Source organism: Phascolarctobacterium succinatutens YIT 12067, from assembly GCF_000188175.1.
GTDB lineage: Bacteria > Bacillota > Negativicutes > Acidaminococcales > Acidaminococcaceae > Phascolarctobacterium_A > Phascolarctobacterium_A succinatutens.
The window spans coordinates 1-18,621 of the sequence record NZ_GL830872.1 but is presented as its reverse complement, the minus strand read 5'-3'; the positions used below and the strand labels follow the sequence as shown (position 1 = coordinate 18,621).

At 45.4% G+C, this 18,621-nt stretch carries 18 protein-coding genes; 11 read left to right on the top strand and 7 right to left on the bottom strand.

Features of this window, described 5'->3' with window-relative positions; all coding sequences use genetic code 11:
- Window positions 1-111: 111 nt before the first annotated feature.
- The 4 genes from HMPREF9443_RS03675 to HMPREF9443_RS03660 all read right to left on the bottom strand — a co-directional run bounded on the left by HMPREF9443_RS03675 (window position 112) and on the right by HMPREF9443_RS03660 (window position 5,330).
- The gene (locus HMPREF9443_RS03675; protein WP_009145165.1) at window positions 112-1,158 is read right to left on the bottom strand and encodes an ABC transporter ATP-binding protein; all 1,047 of its coding nucleotides are present in this window, start codon (window positions 1,156-1,158) and stop codon (window positions 112-114) included.
- A 17-nt stretch (window positions 1,159-1,175) separates the two neighbouring features.
- The gene (locus HMPREF9443_RS03670; protein WP_009145164.1) at window positions 1,176-2,843 is read right to left on the bottom strand and encodes an ABC transporter permease; all 1,668 of its coding nucleotides are present in this window, start codon (window positions 2,841-2,843) and stop codon (window positions 1,176-1,178) included.
- Window positions 2,844-2,978: 135 nt separating this feature from the next.
- Window positions 2,979-4,016: an ABC transporter substrate-binding protein gene (locus HMPREF9443_RS03665; protein WP_009145163.1), complete on the bottom strand. Its 1,038-nt coding sequence runs from the start codon at window positions 4,014-4,016 to the stop codon at window positions 2,979-2,981.
- A 228-nt stretch (window positions 4,017-4,244) separates the two neighbouring features.
- Complete coding sequence (locus HMPREF9443_RS03660; protein WP_009145162.1) at window positions 4,245-5,330, bottom strand: FkbM family methyltransferase; 1,086 nt, start codon at window positions 5,328-5,330, stop codon at window positions 4,245-4,247.
- A 179-nt stretch (window positions 5,331-5,509) separates the two neighbouring features.
- Here HMPREF9443_RS03660 and HMPREF9443_RS03655 point away from each other — a divergent pair, with 179 nt between their 5' ends.
- The 6 genes from HMPREF9443_RS03655 to HMPREF9443_RS03630 all read left to right on the top strand — a co-directional run bounded on the left by HMPREF9443_RS03655 (window position 5,510) and on the right by HMPREF9443_RS03630 (window position 11,226).
- Window positions 5,510-5,869: a metal-dependent transcriptional regulator gene (locus tag HMPREF9443_RS03655; protein WP_148495320.1), complete on the top strand. Its 360-nt coding sequence runs from the start codon at window positions 5,510-5,512 to the stop codon at window positions 5,867-5,869.
- 28 nt (window positions 5,870-5,897) lie between these two features.
- Entirely contained in the window at window positions 5,898-6,551 is a 654-nt protein-coding gene (locus HMPREF9443_RS03650; protein ID WP_009145160.1) for a hypothetical protein, read from the top strand.
- Between the two features lie 177 nt (window positions 6,552-6,728).
- A complete protein-coding gene (locus HMPREF9443_RS03645; protein WP_009145159.1) occupies window positions 6,729-7,721 on the top strand; it encodes a sirohydrochlorin cobaltochelatase in 993 nt (330 codons plus the stop codon).
- Window positions 7,722-7,837: 116 nt separating this feature from the next.
- Window positions 7,838-8,644: a sirohydrochlorin cobaltochelatase gene (locus HMPREF9443_RS03640; RefSeq protein ID WP_009145158.1), complete on the top strand. Its 807-nt coding sequence runs from the start codon at window positions 7,838-7,840 to the stop codon at window positions 8,642-8,644.
- 155 nt (window positions 8,645-8,799) lie between these two features.
- Window positions 8,800-10,170, top strand: coding sequence for a C4-dicarboxylate transporter DcuC (gene dcuC / locus HMPREF9443_RS03635; protein ID WP_009145157.1), 1,371 nt, complete (start codon window positions 8,800-8,802; stop codon window positions 10,168-10,170).
- 108 nt (window positions 10,171-10,278) lie between these two features.
- Window positions 10,279-11,226, top strand: coding sequence for a dipeptidase (locus HMPREF9443_RS03630; protein WP_009145156.1), 948 nt, complete (start codon window positions 10,279-10,281; stop codon window positions 11,224-11,226).
- A gap of 100 nt (window positions 11,227-11,326) precedes the next feature.
- Here HMPREF9443_RS03630 and HMPREF9443_RS03625 read toward each other — a convergent pair whose 3' ends face one another.
- Together HMPREF9443_RS03625 and HMPREF9443_RS03620 are read right to left on the bottom strand one after the other, a co-directional pair.
- Window positions 11,327-12,406, bottom strand: coding sequence for a M48 family metallopeptidase (locus HMPREF9443_RS03625; RefSeq protein ID WP_040565005.1), 1,080 nt, complete (start codon window positions 12,404-12,406; stop codon window positions 11,327-11,329).
- A gap of 41 nt (window positions 12,407-12,447) precedes the next feature.
- Entirely contained in the window at window positions 12,448-13,590 is a 1,143-nt protein-coding gene (locus HMPREF9443_RS03620) for a CaiB/BaiF CoA transferase family protein (RefSeq protein ID WP_040565002.1), read from the bottom strand.
- A gap of 152 nt (window positions 13,591-13,742) precedes the next feature.
- Here HMPREF9443_RS03620 and thiW point away from each other — a divergent pair, with 152 nt between their 5' ends.
- Genes thiW through HMPREF9443_RS03605 form a run of 3 tightly spaced genes read left to right on the top strand, consistent with a single transcriptional unit; the run spans window position 13,743 to window position 14,879 of the window.
- Window positions 13,743-14,234 carry an energy coupling factor transporter S component ThiW gene (thiW, locus tag HMPREF9443_RS03615; protein WP_009145153.1) on the top strand — a complete coding sequence of 164 codons (492 nt, stop codon included), beginning with the start codon at window positions 13,743-13,745 and terminating at the stop codon, window positions 14,232-14,234.
- A gap of 1 nt (window position 14,235) precedes the next feature.
- Window positions 14,236-14,526 (top strand): hypothetical protein, encoded by a 291-nt coding sequence (locus HMPREF9443_RS03610; RefSeq protein ID WP_009145152.1) that lies wholly within the window; start codon window positions 14,236-14,238, stop codon window positions 14,524-14,526.
- Window positions 14,527-14,540: 14 nt separating this feature from the next.
- On the top strand, window positions 14,541-14,879 hold the full coding sequence (locus HMPREF9443_RS03605) for an ArsR/SmtB family transcription factor (RefSeq protein WP_009145151.1): 339 nt from the start codon (window positions 14,541-14,543) through the stop codon (window positions 14,877-14,879).
- 34 nt (window positions 14,880-14,913) lie between these two features.
- On the opposite strand, the gene HMPREF9443_RS03600 is transcribed toward HMPREF9443_RS03605, so the two are convergent.
- Window positions 14,914-15,912 carry an ABC transporter substrate-binding protein gene (locus HMPREF9443_RS03600; protein WP_009145150.1) on the bottom strand — a complete coding sequence of 333 codons (999 nt, stop codon included), beginning with the start codon at window positions 15,910-15,912 and terminating at the stop codon, window positions 14,914-14,916.
- Between the two features lie 149 nt (window positions 15,913-16,061).
- Between HMPREF9443_RS03600 and HMPREF9443_RS03595 the strand changes: the two genes are divergently transcribed.
- Together HMPREF9443_RS03595 and HMPREF9443_RS03590 are read left to right on the top strand one after the other, a co-directional pair.
- A complete protein-coding gene (locus tag HMPREF9443_RS03595; RefSeq protein WP_009145149.1) occupies window positions 16,062-16,553 on the top strand; it encodes a prolyl-tRNA synthetase associated domain-containing protein in 492 nt (163 codons plus the stop codon).
- Window positions 16,554-16,656: 103 nt separating this feature from the next.
- The gene (locus HMPREF9443_RS03590; protein ID WP_009145148.1) at window positions 16,657-18,462 is read left to right on the top strand and encodes a phosphoethanolamine transferase; all 1,806 of its coding nucleotides are present in this window, start codon (window positions 16,657-16,659) and stop codon (window positions 18,460-18,462) included.
- Window positions 18,463-18,621: the final 159 nt, after the last annotated feature.

Genomic DNA, 18,621 nt, shown 5'->3' with positions numbered 1-18,621 from the left:
CGTTTTTCCTACAAAAACTTTACGCTAGCCGCCGTTTTTTATGTTTTTTCCCACAAAAAAAGACGAAGATAACAGTAATTTAATCCGTTATCTCCGTCTTGTATTTTCAGCTTAGTTTCTGTCGAAAACCATTACTCTGTCAAAGTCCAGGTATACCTTGGAGCCGTCAGGAATTGCATCAATGTCTGCGCCCTTAACGATTACGCGGATGTCATGACCGTGAACGTTTACACGATAGTCAACCGCATCGCCCAGGTAGAAGCGGTGAGTTACCTGACCTTCCATCTGACCGCCGCTGAGGGACATGGTAATATTCTCAGGACGTACGGCAATGGTAGCTTCGCCAGTAACCTTAGCGGTATTCGGGAAGGAAACATTGCTGCCCTTAATGAATACTCTGTCACCCTTAACCTCGCCATCGATAAAGTTAACCAGACCGATGAAGTCAGCAACCATTTTGTTGGCAGGCTTGGTATAGATTTCGTGCGGCGCACCGATTTGCTGTACAACGCCGGCGCTCATAACAACTACGCGGTCACTCATTGCCATTGCTTCGCCCTGATCATGGGTTACATAAACAACGGTGATGCCCAGTTCCTTTTGAATAGCAAGGATTTCAAAACGCATGGATTCACGCAGCTTAGCATCCAGGTTGGACAGAGGCTCATCCAACAGCAGCAGGCCCGGCTGTGCTACCAGAGCGCGCGCCAAAGCTACACGCTGTTGCTGACCGCCGGACAGCTGATGCGGATAACGCTTGCTGTATTCGCCCAAATGAACCAGCTCCAGCATCTTCTGTACGCGTTCTTCGCGTTCCTTTTTATCTACCTTTTGAATTTTCAGCGGATAGCCTACATTTTCGGCAACAGTCATATGCGGCCAAACAGCATAGGACTGGAATACCATACCGATATCACGTTTTTCCGGCGGAGCGAAGCTGCCCTTAATAGAGGAGCTTACGCAGTGGTCGCCGATATAAATTTCACCTTCGGTAGCACGCTCAAAGCCTGCAATCATACGCAGGGTAGTGGTTTTACCGCAACCGGAAGGACCGAGGATGGAAACAAATTCGCCATCCTTTACAACTAAATCAAAATCGTTTACGGCAGTTACAGCGCCGAAACGTTTAAATACATGCTCAATTCTTACCTCAGCCATTTATTACACTCCTTTAATTAAATACCTACGTTACCCTTGGAAACCTTGTTCAGAATCAGGTTACCAATCAAAACAATCAGCAGAATGATTACAGAAAGCACAGAAGCGTTCTGCGTATCTGCATAGGTCTGCAATTCATACAGCAATACGCCGATGGTCTTGGTATCACTGCCGTACAGGAGCAGGGACATAGTCAGCTCGTAGAAGGACGGCATGAAAATCAGGAACCAGCCGGCAACTATAGACGGTGCAATAAGCGGCATGATGATATCCTTACAGCAGCGCAGCCAGCTGGCGCCGGAGTTCAGTGCAGCCTCCTCCAGAGAGATGTGCACCTGACTCAGCGAAGCGGCGATGGTACGCACAGACATCGTCATGTATTTTACCAGATAAGCAACTACCATAATCAACATCGTGGAATAAAGGTTCAAACCAAAATTACCGCTGAAGGTAATAATCAAAGCCAGCGCAATAACGATGGACGGGGTACTGCCACCGATAACTACCAGCAGATCCGGCAGGCTGCGGCCTTTGATTCTGGTTTTAACTGCAAGATATGCAATAAAGATGGAAATAAGTGTGCCGATGCAGGCAGCAATAACAGCGTAAACAACAGAGTTCCAAACGCTTTCCATGTACTGGGAGCTGGTGATAACAGGAATCCAGGCATCAAAGCCAATGTTGTCCAGACCAATCGGCTTGGACAGGGTGATAATCAAGCTGGTAAGCACGATGGAGCCCAGCGGAATGATAATGGAAATCATGCTGTAAGCGCCAACCAGGCAGAAGCAGGGCCATTTCCATTTGCCCAGCTCTACAATGTTCGGACGGGTGCTCTTACCGCTGATAGTGGTGTAATCCTTTTTACCAACCATCCAGGTCATACCGAACAGCAGGATGTTAGCAAGGAACATGAGGGACGCAGCCAGAGCGGTAGCATCACGTACGCCCGCAGTATCGCCCATGTAAATATAGGTTACGATACGCGTGGTCATTACTTCAATGTTGCCAGGCATACCTACGATAGCAGGAATACCGAAGCAGCTGCCGGCAGCAATAAATACCAGCAAACCGCCGGCCAGAATGGACGGAGCCATCAGCGGCAGTGTTACGTCAAAAACAGTACGCATCGGAGAAGCACCGCTGACACGCGCTGCCTCCTCCAGAGTCGGATCCATTTTCTCCATAGCACGTGAAATGGTAATGAAAGCAAAGGGAGAGTAGAACAAAGTCAGTACCCATCCTAAGCCGGCCATAGTATAAATGTCAAAGGGCGCTGTTTCCAGCCCAAAGACAAATTTAAGAATCTCGTTCAGATAACCTACACTGGGGTTCAGCAGCTGTACCCAGGCAATAGCGCCTACATACGGCGGAATCATGTAGCTGGATACCAGCAGAGTACGGTAGATTTTCTTACCGGGCATATCAGTACGGCCAACCAGCCAAGCCAGCGGGAAGGTAATCAGCACACTGACAATCATAACACCCAAAGACAGCTCGATTGTATTCGTCAACGCACGCCAGTTGACATCCTGGCTATATACATTGCGATAATTTTCCAAGTTAATTGCGCCATCCAGCATGATGCTGTCATACAGCAGAATTCCCATCGGGAAGATAACAAAGTATAAAAGCAACAGCACGGAGATAGCGATAACAATAAATTTACTGTTTATTCTTGACATAGAACGCTTCTTTCTCCTTTTTTAATACCTCAGAGCAACACCAAAAGCAGACTTTCGGCCCCTCTTTATTGAGCAGAAAACAGGGATGGCCTGAAAGGTCTCCCTGTTTCCGCTATAATTTAACTTAGCAACGCATTATTTATCCATAACTCTCTTACGGAATTCTTCTTTGATTTGAGCATTGTTGTTAGCCAGCTTCTGCCAGTCAACTTTAATTCTGCCCTCAACAATCTTCTTGGTTTCTTCAGCACCGGTAGGAGCTTTTACGTCGCCACGAACGGAGTGCATCCAACCCTTAACAACTGCTTCCTGACCTTCTTTGGACAGCCACCAGTCAACCAAAGCCTTTGCACCCTCAGGATTCTTGGTTTCCTTGAAAATAGCGATCGGGGAAGGAACGTTGATTACGCCGTCGGTCGGGTAAACAATCTTCAGAGGCTCTTTCTTGGTGTTAGCCAGCTTCAGGATGTTTTCTTCCAGAATCATTACAGCTGCATATTCGCCGGTCAACAGCTTGTTTTGAATAGCGGAGTTGCCTTCTTCAACGCGCAGGCCGTTAGCTTTCAATTTATCGAAATATTCCCAGCCGTATTTGTCAGCCAGAGCGCCAACTGCTACATAAGCAGTACCGGACAGCATCGGGTTAGGCATAGCGATTTTGCCTTTCCATTTCGGATCGGTCAGATCTGTCCAGTTTTTCGGAGCTTCTTCAGCTTTCAGCTTATTGGAGTTATAAGCAATGATCATGTTGGAGATACGAACGCCGTACCAGTTGCCGTCTTTGTCTTTTTCACTGATAACGTTAGCATCTTCTTTGGATTTATAAGGCAACAGCAAGCCTTGCTCCTGCAGCTTCAGATAATAGGAAGGATCCGCAACCATCAGAACGTCTGCAGCAATTTTTTTAGCTTTGATTTCGCCGGTAATCTTGGTGATAACTTTTTCGGTACCGCCTTGGAACCAGTTAACCTTCATATCCGGGAAAGCTTTTGCAACATTAGGTTTGCACATATTGTCGATAATATCAGGATAAATAGAGGTATAAACCATCAAGCTGCCTTTTACGCCGGCAGCCTTATTGTCTGCTTTTTTGTCGCCGCCGCCGCAGCCAGCCAAAGCTACAGATAAAGCCAACATTGCTGCTGCACCAAGCATCCATTTAGATTTTTTCATTCACATACACTCCTTTTTTTGCATCGTCGTTGAAAATTATATTTTAGCGTGTTCCATTCTACACCCATATTTGATAAATTCGCTGCAGGACGTTTTTTACCTGCTTACACTTTACATTATTTTTACAAATATTTAACTTTTTATGTCACCTTGACACTTATTGAACGGACATTCCACCACCATATTACATTTGACGTTTTTTGTCCTATGTGGACTTTTATTGTCCCGCTATTTTCCGATGCAAATAAAATTCAATTCCCATGCAGGGACATAAGGATGCTTACGCAAATAAATCTTATACTCCGGCACCAGCTCCCACAAAAGCAGCGGCAGGCGGAATAAATCAACATCATAATGGTAGGCCGCGACAAACAGCTTCGGCTTACATTCGCCGATGGTCTGTCTGCCACCGGCAATAGCCTGCACCTCCGCCCCCTCGACATCCATTTTGATCATTGTCACCGGGCGTCCCGCCGCTACAGCATCAATCGTCGTCACCGGCACGGTTTTCTTCTCCGCGCCGATAAACGTTGACTGTCTGCCGCCGCTGTCGCTGAAGCCCAGCTCTACCTGCTCGCTCCAGATGCCTGCCTCGTGTATCTCGACAGTAAGCCCCTTCTCCGCTAGCTCATCTGCCAGCAGACGCAGCTTGCGGCAGTTACGGCGATCCGGCTCTACCGCCAGCACCTCGCGCCATTGCCAGTCAGTCAGGCGTCCCAGCTCCTGTATGGTATCACCGTTATAGGCACCAAGATCCATATATACTTCTTCGGCTGTCGGCGCAAGCAACATCCTGATATCCTCCTCACGCTGCGTTTCACAGTCAAAAAGATAGCTTATCTTGCCGCTAAGCTTATAGTTAAGCGTAGCCGCAAAAACTCTGCGCGACTGTTCATCCGCCAGTCTGTCATAAACCTGCGTCAGCTGCTCTTCGTAACGCTGCAGCCAGGCGGCGCTTACAGTTTCTTCCTCATCAAAAAGCGGCAGATGCGGTGCCACAACCTCCTGCTCGGCAGCCAGCTGCGCAAAGCGCTCCAGCACCTCCGGTCTTTCGCTGGCAAAAGCGATAACAACCAGAAGCTCATTGCCCAGACGCGCACGCAGCACATCATAGCGTTCTACCGTAAAGCCGCGGAACTGCTGTCCGCGGACGAACTCGTCACTGGCAAATACACCCTGCACCTGCACTCCGTTTGCTTCGCACCAGTCGATAATTTTATCGGCTCCGTTGCCCATTCCGTAAAGTACTATCGGTTTTTTTGTATGTTGCAGGAGCTCCCAGACACTTAGTGTTTCCTGCATAAATTTTAACATATCACTACCTCTTTCCGTTTCTGATCATCTATTTTAGATAGCCACAGCTTACTCATTTGACTATTTTGTTTGTTTTTTATTATACACTATCTCTGCTAGTGACGTTAAGAATTAAATGTGTTAAAATAATAGTAATCGAAATATTACATCTGATACTGATGGAGGTTATAAAAATGTCACTGCTGGAATCCGGAGAAAATTACTTGGAAACTATCTTAGTTCTGACCAAACGCAATGGCAGCGTACGTTCTATCGACATTGCGGAGGAAATAAATTTTACAAAAGCCAGCGTCAGCCGCGCTATGAGCATTCTTAAACGTGATAACTATATTATCATGGAGCCTGACGGCCGCATCCTGCTTACCAAGGATGGTCAGAAAAAAGCTGCTGCCGTCTACGACCGTCACGTAACCCTCACCCGTTTCATCAACGAGCTTCTAGGCGTAGACGAGAAAATTGCGGAAAAGGATGCCTGCCGTATCGAGCATATCATCAGCCCGGAAACCTTTGCAGGAATCAAGGGCATGCTGAAGGATTAATTTGCTATAAGTTTTCGAGAGGTCCGCTATGAAAAAATCAGTTTTGTTTCTGCTTACATTCATTATGCTGCTCTGCGTCAGCATTTCCTGCTTCGCTAATCAGCCCTATAAGCATCCTGATTACAATCTGCGTACAGTCAAAGAAATTCATATTACCCAAATTGATAATCTGGAAGGAGAGCCCGCACGCTATTTCAAATCGGACGAACATGCCGAAACCAAAGTCCTCGCCGCTGTTTTGCAGGCTGCCGGCAAACAAAAGCTGATTGCTACAGATGAAACGCAAAAGCCGCTGCCGGAATATCATAATGTTAAAACCAGCCAAAAAAATTTAGCGCCCAGAGATTTGGAAATGCGAGTTACCATTAATCATTTTGGCTACCGCACCATTCGTGTTCCCGGTCATTTTGAAGATTACACTACCCAAGAAACACATTATTACTATGACAAAGATGGAAAACGCCACTATTGGACTGAAGATGTTGTACGCCAGCGCTGGGTACCGGAAAGCTTTCATCCGTATGCACAGCTAAGCCTGATTTATAACTTTTATGATTTGTCTGACGGCACACTTGTTGCCTCCTTCAGCGACAGCCGTAACCGTGAATACGAAAATGCCCCGGCAGGCGGTATGCTCAATCGTTCTCTGAAGGACTGCTTCAAAAAAATTTTCAGGAAATAATCCTGCAACAGACTGCTGATAACAGCAGTCTGTTTTTTTATTACAGCTTCATAATAGCAATTCTTATTATTTTTGTTGACATCTCAACTATAAGTGATATAATACAGAGAAGTAAGGTTTATAAAAGAACCTTCTACTATTTTTGATGATTATGAATTTCAAAGGAGTGCTTTCAAAATGAAAAGTCTGAAAAAATTTGCTGTTGCATCTATGACTTGCGCTGCCCTCTTAGGCTTTGCTGCTACCAGCCATGCCGCATATCAACTGAACGACGAAGTTAAAGACGCTACCCCGGCTCTGCTTATGGCATCCCAAATCGGCGTAAAAACCAATGTTAATCCGGCTCTGGCAAACCTGCCTGACAAAGACGCTATCGTTGTTATGAGCTTCGGCACCACCTTTAAAGACAGCCGTGCTAAAACTATTGAAGCAACTGTAGACGCTATTAAAGCTGCTCATCCCGGTGTAAAAGTAGTTACTGCTTTCACCTCTCATATTATTATTGACCGTATCAAAGCTCATGAAGGTCTCACCATTCCGACACCTGAACAAGCTCTGGCTCAACTGAAAGCTGAAGGCTACACCCGTGTTGCTCTGACCTCTCTGGATATTATTCCGGGCATGGAATATGCATACAAAGATGCAGTTTATAACCTGCACAAAAATGACTTCAAGAAAATGACCTTCGGCACTCCGCTGATGTACTGGCAAGGCCAGGAAGGTCAAGCTGACGATATTACCGAAACCATGAAAGCAGTTGCTACTCAATTCCCGAAACTCGGCAAAAAAGATGCTGTTCTGATTATGGCTCATGGTACTCCGCATCCGTCCAATGCTTACTATGCAGTAATGCAAGACCGTCTGAATGAGCTTGGCTATACCAACGCTTACATCTTCTCCGTAGAAGGCTGGCCGCATCTGGACACCGTTACTCCGCAACTGAAAGCTAAAGGCATTAAGAACGTAACTCTGATGCCGCTGATGATGGTTGCAGGCGACCATGCTAATAACGATATGGCCGGTGACGAGCCTGATTCCTTTAAATCTCAACTGCAGGCTGAAGGCTTCAAGGTTAACACCTATATCCACGGCCTGGGCGAAAACGCAGCAGTACAAAAACTGTTTGTTGAAAGAGCAAACGATTCTTGGGATGCTCTGGAAGCTAAATAATTTACTTAACAAGTAATTCATTTCTTTCACACCTTTTTACTCTCCGTCCGCTTTTCAGGGCGGAGAGTATTTTTATAATAAAAATTAATTTATGAAGAAGAGGTGCTATATTATATATGGATAGCAAAAAAGCTCTGGTGGTTATCAGCTTTGGCTCCACCTTTGACGAAACCAGAACCCACGATATCGGCGGCATTGAGCAGGCACTCGCAGCAGCCTTTCCTGCCTATGACCAGTACCGTGCCTTTACCTCCGCAATTATCCGCAAACGTCTGGCTGAACGAGGCATTAAAATCGACGATACGGAAACAGTTCTGCAAAAGCTGGTTGACGCAGGCTACGAAGAGGTAGTGCTGCAGCCGACGCATCTGCTGCATGGTGAAGAATTCGAACAGAAGATTCTCAGCCTCAGGGATAAATTCACCGCTAAATTCCAAAAAATTATTATCAGCCAACCGCTTATCGTTAATGATGAGGATTATAGGCTGGCAGCAGCCGCTGTTGCCGTTCAGGTTCCTCCCTTAGCTGCAGATGAAGGTGTAGTTCTCATGGGCCACGGCACTCCGCGTAATAACAATAAAGCGCACGGCTATACCTATGTCAGACTGCAGGAAATCTTTGATTCTATGAAATTCCCTGCTATTGTAGGAACAGTAGAAGAAGAGGATACTCCTAATTTTGAAGCGGTTCTGCAAAAACTGCAGGAGCGCAAGTACAAGCATGTACATATGTATCCCCTGATGGTTGTTGCCGGCGACCATGCTAAAAACGATATGTACGGCGACGAGGAAGACAGCTGGAAGACTCAGATTGAAGCTTTAGGCATCAAAACAACCGGTCATCTGTGTGGTCTTGGCCGTTCCAAAGCTATTCAGGCTATTTATATCCAACATGTTTTACGTGTTTTGTCTCTAGAAGATTGACATTTATTAATAATTAACTAAAAAAAACCTGCATTCTGTCCCCTTCGCGGGGAATATTGCAGGTTTTTTTATTGCTTAATGCAGCAAAGTTATGCTATAATGGAATTGCCTAAATTTTTGTAAAATAAATTCATAAGAGAAAGGGATGATGAAAATTGGGTATTGTTATTTCTGTAATTATAACATTTTGGGTTGGCTATTTGATTTACAAAAAGTACAAACCACAGCCTGTGCTCTTCATGGGCGGTATTATCATGATGTATATCGCTGCTATGCTGGGTTACAGCCAGATTTTAGGAGCTAAGGCTACAACAGGCTCCGTAATTTTCGATGCCTTTGAATTTATCCGCGCAACTTTCAGCTCTAATGTCGGCAAACTCGGCCTGAACATTATGTCTGTAGGCGCTTTTGCTAAATATATGGATAAAATCGGCGCTTCCCGCTCTTTAGTACGTTTAACCATCAAACCGTTGATGGCTTTAAAATCCCCCTATCTGGTAATGAGCGGCACCTGGATTATCGGTATGCTCATCGGTCTGTGCATCAACAGTGCCTCCGGTCTGGCAATGCTGCTGATGGTAACCATGTTCCCCATCCTGTTGGGCTTGGGCGTAAGCCGTCTGTCCGCAACCGCTGCTGTAGCAACCACCCTCTGCTTCGACTGGAGCCCCAGTGATACCGGTACCATCCTCTCCGCTGAAACCGCAGGCGTTGACCCTGTAGTTTACTGGAGTCATTATCAGGTTCCTATCGTTGCTGTAGCCTTCGTAGTTGTAGGCGTTCTGCATTACCTGACTCAGAAATATATGGATAAACGCGACGGTCATATAGTGCAGCCTATGGAAGTTGAAAAAGTTGAAGAAGAAGCAGATAATGCACCGATGTGGTACGCTATCCTGCCGGTAATTCCTCTGGCATTGATTCTTTCCTTCAGCTCTCTTTGGATTACCACTATTAAGATGAACATCGTTATGGCAATGTTCATCGGCATGACTATCGGTGTTATGTGCGAGTACGGCCGTTGGCGTGACGGTCAAAAAGTTCTGGGCGATATTCAGACCTTCTTTGACGGCTTAGGTATGCAGATGGCTAACGTTATTACCCTGGTTGTAGCAGGTCAGACCTTTGCTAAGGGCCTAGTATCCATGGGTGCTATCACCACTCTTATCGACGGCAGTAAAAACTTAGGCTTCGGCCCGATGGCTATGATGCTGGTTATGGTAGCAATCATCGCTGTATCCGCAATTGTTATGGGCAGTGGCAACGCTCCCTTCTTCGCATTCGCCGCACTTACTCCGGCAGTTGCAGCGCACAGCGGCCTGCACCCTGTACTGATGCTGCTGCCGATGCACTTTGCAGCTTCCATCATGCGTAACTGCTCCCCGATTACCGCAGTTATCGTAGTATCTTCCGGTATGGGTGGCGTTTCCTCCTTTGATCTGGTAAAACGCACCGCAATCCCCATGGCCGGTGCTATGATCGTTACCATCGGTATGACCTTCTTCTACTACTACACCGGTTGGTAAGAAGCAAGTACCTTTAACTGTTAAGTAAAAATTTACAGTATTATAACCCCCGCTGTTCCACGTTCGGGAAACGCGGGGGTTTAATAAATTCTGAAAGGAGTTTTCCCTATGTTTATCTGTGATTGTCACTGCGATACCCTTACCGAATTATATAAGAAAGGCACCAGCCTTTATGCTAATGACCAGCATTTTGACATTCAGCGTCAAATCGCTCTCGGCGGCGGTCTGCAATTCTGTGCTATTTTCGTACCCACACGCGAATTCCGTTATTACGGCGGCCTGCGCTACACCCTGCAGCTGCTCGACAAATACCTGCAAGAGGTAAAGAAGCTGCATGTAGACGGTATTGACGTACTGCAGGTGCTCACAAAAGAGGATGCAGCCGATGTGCTCAACCACAAGGCCGCAACCCTGCTCGCCATTGAAGAAGGCGGCGCTATCGACGGCAGCCTGGAAGCACTGCGTTGCCTTTACGCCTTAGGCGTGCGTGCAATGACTCTTACCTGGAGCAACCGTAACGATATTGCCGACGGCGTTAACGAAGAAGGCAGCGGCGGCGGTCTTACCGTTTTCGGCCGCCAAGTAGTTGCTGAAATGAACAAGCTCGGTATGCTGGTTGACGTTTCCCACATCGCACCCGCAGGCTTCTGGGATGTTATCGAGACCAGCAGCAAGCCCATTATCGCAACTCATTCCAATGCCAAGGCTCTTTGCCCGCATCCGCGTAACCTGGATGACAAGCAGATTTTGGCAATCAACGAAAATGATGGCCTCATCGGTGTTACCTTTGCCGGTCAATTTTTGGAGCACGATTACAACGATGCCTGCATCGAAAGCATTTACCGCCATATCGACTATATGCTGAACATCATGGGCAACGATGACCATATCGGCTTCGGCAGCGACTTTGACGGCATCAGCCATCCGCCCTACAACCTCCACGGCGTGCAGGATTACAGTGCAGTGTATGAATATCTTTCTAAAAAATACAGCGCCAGCACCGTTGAAAAAATTACCCATAAAAACGTGCTGAATCTGCTGCAAAAGGTACTGTAAGCATCCCTTCTCATCTTACCGTTTAAAAGCAACTAAAAAGCCATACCTCGCTAAGCAAAACGCTTAGCATGGTATGGCTTTATTTATTGCCTAAATCTGCTTATTTCTTTTTGGTGCTGCTCTTAGCTTTAGCATCATTAGCATTGGCTATCTGCGCCCAATCACGCAGCATATCAACGCAGGCTGCGGCATAAGCTCCGGCACTGCCAAAGGCACCTGCATCCTGAGTATACAGACGGAAAACCTGGATATCGTCATAATAGATATCTGCCGTAATGCCGTTGTCATAAACCACAAAATGGTTGGGGTTTACAGGTCCGCGCTGACGCACGTTCCACAAGCCGCCGGCAAGCATATAGGCACGATATTTGCCCTTGGTATTACCAATACTCTGACTTACGTTAAAGCTCCAGTTGCCCTCGGTAACAGTCGCATGGTCATCATCTTTAACAACAACATCGGGATGAATGTTATATTCCTTCAGCTGCTTCATAACGCGTTTTACGCGTTCCTCCGGCTCGGGATGGCTGCTGAACAGACCGTATTTCGCACCGCCGCCCTGCTTGGACAAATCATCAAGCTTCCACACGGTAATCAGCATGCTGTAAGGGTTATAGCCCGCTGCGATACTGTTTTTTACGCCTTCCTTATCGGCACCGCGCTCATCAGTACGGCTGTAGCCGGCAAACAACGCCTGCTGCGCTGCCTGCACAAGTCCCATGCCCTGTCCGCGGGTGGCAGCTATCAGAATCAGTGAGGTCCACATCTGCTTTTCAATCGCATTTACTGTATGCTTCTTGGCTACGTGTCCCACCTCATGACCAAGAACGCCAGCCAGCTCCATGTCTGTCGGCATGTAGTCAATCAGTCCCTTATACACATAAACAAAGCCGCCGGGGCAGGCTAATGCATTGACCTCATTATTGTTGAGCACCTTGAAGGAAAAGGTGATATCATCACGTCCGCAAACTTTCGCCAGTCTTTGGCCGATGCGGTTAACTCTTTCCTGCAGCGCAGCATCCTGCGACACGCCGTATTGCGCCTCCAGCTGCTTAGCTGTCTGCTGACCCATTTCAATTTCCTGCTCTCTGCTGATTAAACCTGCCTCTGCAGGATTAACGCCTACGAACAGGCAGCAGGCAAAAACAAACGTCATAAAAAGCTTTAATATTTTCCTCATATTGGCCTCCTGCTTCATAAACACACTACAACCAAAAAATCCTATATTGCGCCCTCTTCATGCAAAGCGCTGATTTCATTATCATTATATCCCAGTTCCTGCAAAATATCCAGCGTATGTTCGCCGAGCTTAGGCGCTCTCATGCGGATGGTACTTGCATCCTCACTGAACTTCACCGGACCGCCGATATACTGCAGCCTTCCAAGATCACTGTCTGCTTCCTGCAGGATATACTCCTGCGCCGTCAGCTTACTGTCCAGTGCTTCCTCCAGGCTGCATACAGGCGTTACGCAAAATTCTGCGCCGCCGATAAGCTCCAGCCACTCTTGCTGAGTTTTAGCAGCAATTTTGGCAGCTACCAGCTGCTGCAGCTCCTCCTCATGAGCAAAATCATATTGGCGTTTTTCCAGCTCCGGACATTCAATTAAATCGCAAAAGCGTTGCCAAAACTTAGGCTCGATAGTACCAACTGTCATATATCTGCCATCTGCGGTACGATAAATATTATAATAATGCGCTATACGGCCAAAGGGCTTTTCACCAGTTTCCCGGCAGCCCCACAAAGCGCTGATGCCCGTCACCTGCATAGACAACGCCGTAGCATATAGATTGACATCGAGCCACTGTCCCTTGCCGGTACGTTCGCGCGCCAGCAGCGCCATCGAAATCGCACTCAAAGCATTCAGACCGCTGCCTACGGCGCTCACCTGCACCTCAGATACGCAGGCTCTGCCGACATCATCAAGATTGTTTAAGCCTGCCAGCCCCACAACATTCAAATCATGCGCCGGCTTATGCGATTCCTGGCCGAAGCCGGTAATCGAACAGTACACCAGACGCGGATTGATTTTATGCACGCTTGTATAATCCAGTCCATAACGCGCCAGATATCCCGGACGGAAGCCCTCTAGAAAAACATCGGCCTCTTGCAACAGCTTCAGCAGCAAATCACGTCCGCCGTCCTTTTTAAGATTCAAGGCAACGCCTCGCTTATTGCGGTTCAGCATCAAATGCCAATAGCTCATACCTTTAGTTTTTTCAGGCCAAAAGCGACGTGTCGCATCACCCTGCAAATCCTCAATCTTAATAACATCTGCACCGTAATCACCCAACAGCATACCGCAATATTGTCCCGGCAGCCATTTGGAAAAATCAACAACCTTAATACCTTCTAACAAAGCCAAATTTATCACTCCTGTTCTGCTTAATAAGCTTTTATATTCTGAAAAATTTTCTTATGAATTTATTCAGATATGTTCACAAAACACCTATTTAAATGCTATAATATAGTTATATCATTGTTAGCCATACACAACTTTCATATGGAGGTTTTTATATGCAAACCCGCAAGCTGACATCAGCAGCGCTTCTGATTGCCATCGGCACACTGAGCGCACATTTAATTTATATTCCGGCAGGTGTTTCCAAATGCTTCCCTGTGCAGCATGCCATCAATGTTATGGGTGCGGTTCTCTTGGGACCTGATTACGCCGTTGCTATAGGCTTTATTATTGCCTGTCTGCGCAACATGCTTGGCACAGGCTCACTGCTGGCTTTCCCCGGCAGTATGATTGGTGCAGCCCTCGCCGGACTGGCCTACAGCCGTTACAAAACATTGCCGGCAGCTATGGCCGGTGAAATTTTCGGCACCGGTATCATCGGTGGCTTCGTCGCCTGGATTATGGCTACTCTGCTTTTAGGCAGCAAGGCTGTAGCCTGGTTCTTTATTCCGCCGTTTTTGGTAAGCACCATCGGTGGCAGCGTTATCGCCTGCCTGCTGCTCAAAACCGGCTTTTTCAAGCAGTTCAGCAGCAAAGAAGGTAAGTAAGATGAACTTCGGCGAAATCGTTAACCTCCTTCTTTATGCCTTCAGCGGCATTTGCTTCGGAGCCTTTGCCTCACGCTACAGCGTTTTCAGTGCGCTGCACATTAAAAGCAAATGGCAGGAGGAAGGCATCAGCTGTCTTTTCGGCTGCTTGCCGCAGCTGCTCTTTCTCAGTGTAAGCTTTTTCCTTTTTCCGACGTGGTTTATCAGCAAGACTCCTACCGGAGGCTTCTTTTATTACGCAGTACTCGCATTCTTTTTCAATAAAGGTCTGCGCTTAAACAATAAAAAATAAAGTAGGTGAAAAAAATGACACACATCCACAATCATGCCTTGCCTTTCCCCGGCAAAGATGACGAAAAATATATCCAGCCTATGGCAGATATTTTTAAAGTTCTCAGCGATCCCACACGTATCCGCATTCTCTCTCTGTTAGCACACGAGGAAATGTGCGTTACCTGCATTGCCGATTCCCTTGGTATGACTCATTCCGCTATTTCGCATCAGCTGCGTCTGCTGCGTGCCACCAACCTGGTAAAATTTACCAAGGATGGCAAAGAAGTTATCTATTCTCTGGATGACAGCCATGTGCTCAGTCTTTTTGACCAGGCACTGGACCATGTAAAGCATAAGGTTTTACAATGCTGATTGGCGCTGTAAAAGCGCCAATTTTTTTATGCCTTTAAAGCGCACCTCGCCATTGACGGATAATCTCACTCTTATAGACCGAGGTCCAGCTTAAATCATCTACCGGCACGCGGACATTACCTATAAGCTCCCTACGGCCGTCATTATAGGGATATTTTTTTACATGCCACATATAGTGATAACCGTTAGCAGGCAACAGCTCTACGCCCGCGTCACTCATCAGATAATCTAAAAAGGCACGCGCCTCATCCGGATGCTCTGCGCTGCGCATCATTGCCGCACCGGTAAGCATCGTACGGTTGGCATCCTTCACTACTGTCGCAAACAGATGGCGGTGACGCGCTTCCATTTGCAGAGCATAATCCAACGGCACTACAGCAACGGTTTTTTTACCGATATATACAAGGTCTACCGCCTCGCCGAAGCCCTTGGTATACACCGGCTGCTGCGCATTAAGCTTGGCTGCATAAGCCATAGCCTGCGCCTTGCCGCGCATCTGCCAAATGCTTGTAATCATGCCGAAGCTTGCTCCGCCAAGATCAAAGTCGGCAATCGCCAGCTCATCCTTAAGCTGCGGTGCCAAAAGCTCATCCCAGGTTTCCGGAGCATACAGACCGTAGGCATGCAGATTGTTTTTATTGCTCAGCAAAGCGATATAGCTAAGATACAGGCTTGTCCATTGTCCTGTACGGTTACGCAGCTCTGCCGGCACCTTGTAGGATTCCTTGGCAATATACGGCTGCAGAATATGCTGCTCATCTGCCATGAAATACTCCTCACTCGTACCGCCCAGCCAGACATCAAATTTATGCTTGCGCAGGTAATCCAAACGTTCCTGCTGCGTGCCTCCCGGCAGATAGCTTATATTTACTTTTACACCGGCAGCCTTACTGTAGCTGTCGGCAATAATCTCCGTCAGCTTGGTGCCCATGCTGCTGCAGAGCTGCAGCTCTTTCGGCTGTGGCTGTTGGCTGCCGCAGCCTGCTGCCAGCAAAGCCAGCAGCGCCAAAATATATATTATAACTTTTCGCATTATCTTTTCCGCCTTTCGCTTTGCTATTATTATAGCATGAACGCCGAGCTTTCTCCATATTTTAGACAGCCTGCGGCTTGCCGTAAATCCTTAGTTGACTTATAATAAATTACATTGATACACAAAAAATTACTGCAAGGAGATTGTCTATGATTTTCGGCAAGAATGACATCTATGATTTGCTAAACGCTAAGAACATACCGTTTACCTGTACGGAACACCGGCCGGTTTATTCTATGGAAGAATTCGATGTACTGGATATTCCTGCCAACGCCGTTATCTGCAAAAACTTATTTTTGCGCAACAGTAACGGTAAGCAGCACTTTCTTCTGACCGTCCCCGCAGCTACGCCTGTTGACCTAAAAGAGCTTGCAGTAAAGCTTGCAAGCTCCCGCCTCAGCTTCGCTTCGGCAGAGCGTCTGGAAAAATATCTTGGACTGCAGTCAGGCTTAGTTTCTCCCTTCGGCCTGTTGAACGATACAAGCAAAAGCGTTATCTTCGTCAGCAGCAAAAACTTACCGCCATCCGCCATCATCGGTATTCATCCGAACGATAACACCGCTACCGTCTGGCTTACTTTCGGCGATTTACTGGCATTGTTGTCTGAACTGAAGGTAGAAGTAAAGCTGATAGAAATGTAAGTATATGATATATGTTAAAATTAAATCACATTACATCAAATTAGCATAAGGTCACTAAACTAAACTATACTATACTAAAAACAAAATCAAGGAGGATTGCTTAATGTCATTATCCAAACATTCAACTACAGTTATCTATAGTTTATTTTTAACAGTTATAAACTATATCATTGCCTATTTACTATCATCAAAAGAAGTCTTATTCGATTTCAAAAACATCGGTCTTATATTTCTCTTTTCCTATATTTGGTTATCACTATACAAATTATATGGCAAGAAAAAAACTATTATCTGCCTATGTGTTATCTCCTCTTTAATAGGCTTTCTTATACCGGCATTAGCTTTCAAATCAGAAGCTATGTTTCTGCAACGCTTGATGAAAGATTTTTTATTTGGATATACTCTACTTATACTTCCTATTCTTATCAATCAATTGCTTAGCATGTCTATACAACCCAAGAAAAAAATAGTTATTATAGACGCATTATTCCTGACGACAGCACTTTTCCCCTTATTATTGTTCACTGCATATTACACTATTTTTGGCGTCCCAATTTCCGTTGACAGTTTACTTGCAGTACTTCAAAGCAACAGACAAGAAAGTCTGGAATTCATTTTAACCTATACTAAACCATCAATTATATTTCTGCTTATTGCTTTTGGAGTTTTAATCTTTACTGTTATAAAGTTTTTATATTCCAAGTTGATACCCCATACTCTTGTACCCCCCCAATTTACAAACGTCCGTCTTGCCTGCTTGTTGACAATTGTCCTTGTTGCTTCAAACATCGCTTTTGCTGAAAAAACCTATTGGGCAAGAACTCTTCAAGACACTATTAAACGCCATAACCAAATAGAAAGTTTTACCGCCGAAAGTGCTATCCGTAAACAGCAATTAAATCGCGATAAGCATATTCTTTCAACCTCTACCGAAGGTAATTTTGCTTTAATAATAGGAGAAACTCATGCCCGCTCTAACATGTCTGCTTATGGTTATAGACGAAATACTACACCATGGCTAACAAAATATGCTGATAACGATAACATAATACTTTTAAAAAACGGCTTCTCCAACGCTGGTGTAACAACATCATCTTTAGAATATGCACTAACAGCTAAAAACCAATATAATAATATCAGCTATGCAAATGCTGTTACAATTACTGAAATAGCGCAAGCAAGCGGCTTTAATGTAGTCTGGATTAGCAATCAGGTTGATGATAATATAGTTGGCCGTATAGGTCATGAGGCTGATCAACAATATTGGTTAAACAAAAACCATAATGATACTTGGCTAAGGCAAAAAAATCAAACTTTTGACGATCGCATTATCAACTGCTTAAAATCAATAGCTAAACCAAGCAAAAAGACTTTATATATAATCAATCTTCTAGGTTCACATGCTTCGTACAATTGCCGTTATCCCAGTGATTTTAATAAATGGGATGATTCAGACAGTCTGCTAAATGCTTACGATAACAGTGTACTCTACAATGATTATATTATGTCAAATATCCATAAATTACTTTTTGAAAAATTTGCTGTTGATGGTATGCTTTACTTCGCTGACCACGGAGAAGAATTAAAATTAAAATTCTGCCATGGTACAGAATACTTCTACAATAACTATAAAAAGCATCCTTCTGTCAAAGAAATTGTTAAAATACCTATATACTTCTCTTTTTCAAATAAGTTTAAGCAAGAAAATCCAGAGTTAATCAGTAATCTAAAAAACAATCAGGAGATTTTTTTCACAAACGATATGATATACGATACTATGCTTGGATTAATGCAAATACCAACCCCCTATTATCAGTCAAAATTTGATATTACCTCCAACAACTACTCCCTTACGTTAAAAGACCTAAGAACAATTCATGGTAAAGTTAAGTTGGAAGATTGTCTATAATACATAGTTTAAATCCAAGCTAATCAAATACACAACACAAAAGACTTCTTAGAAAGCAGTGAAATATAAACTGCATCTAAGAAGTCTTTTTTATTGCCTATTACAAAGCGTTAGCTACATCCCTGCGGGATAACGTATAATAAGTTGCGCAAATTCAAT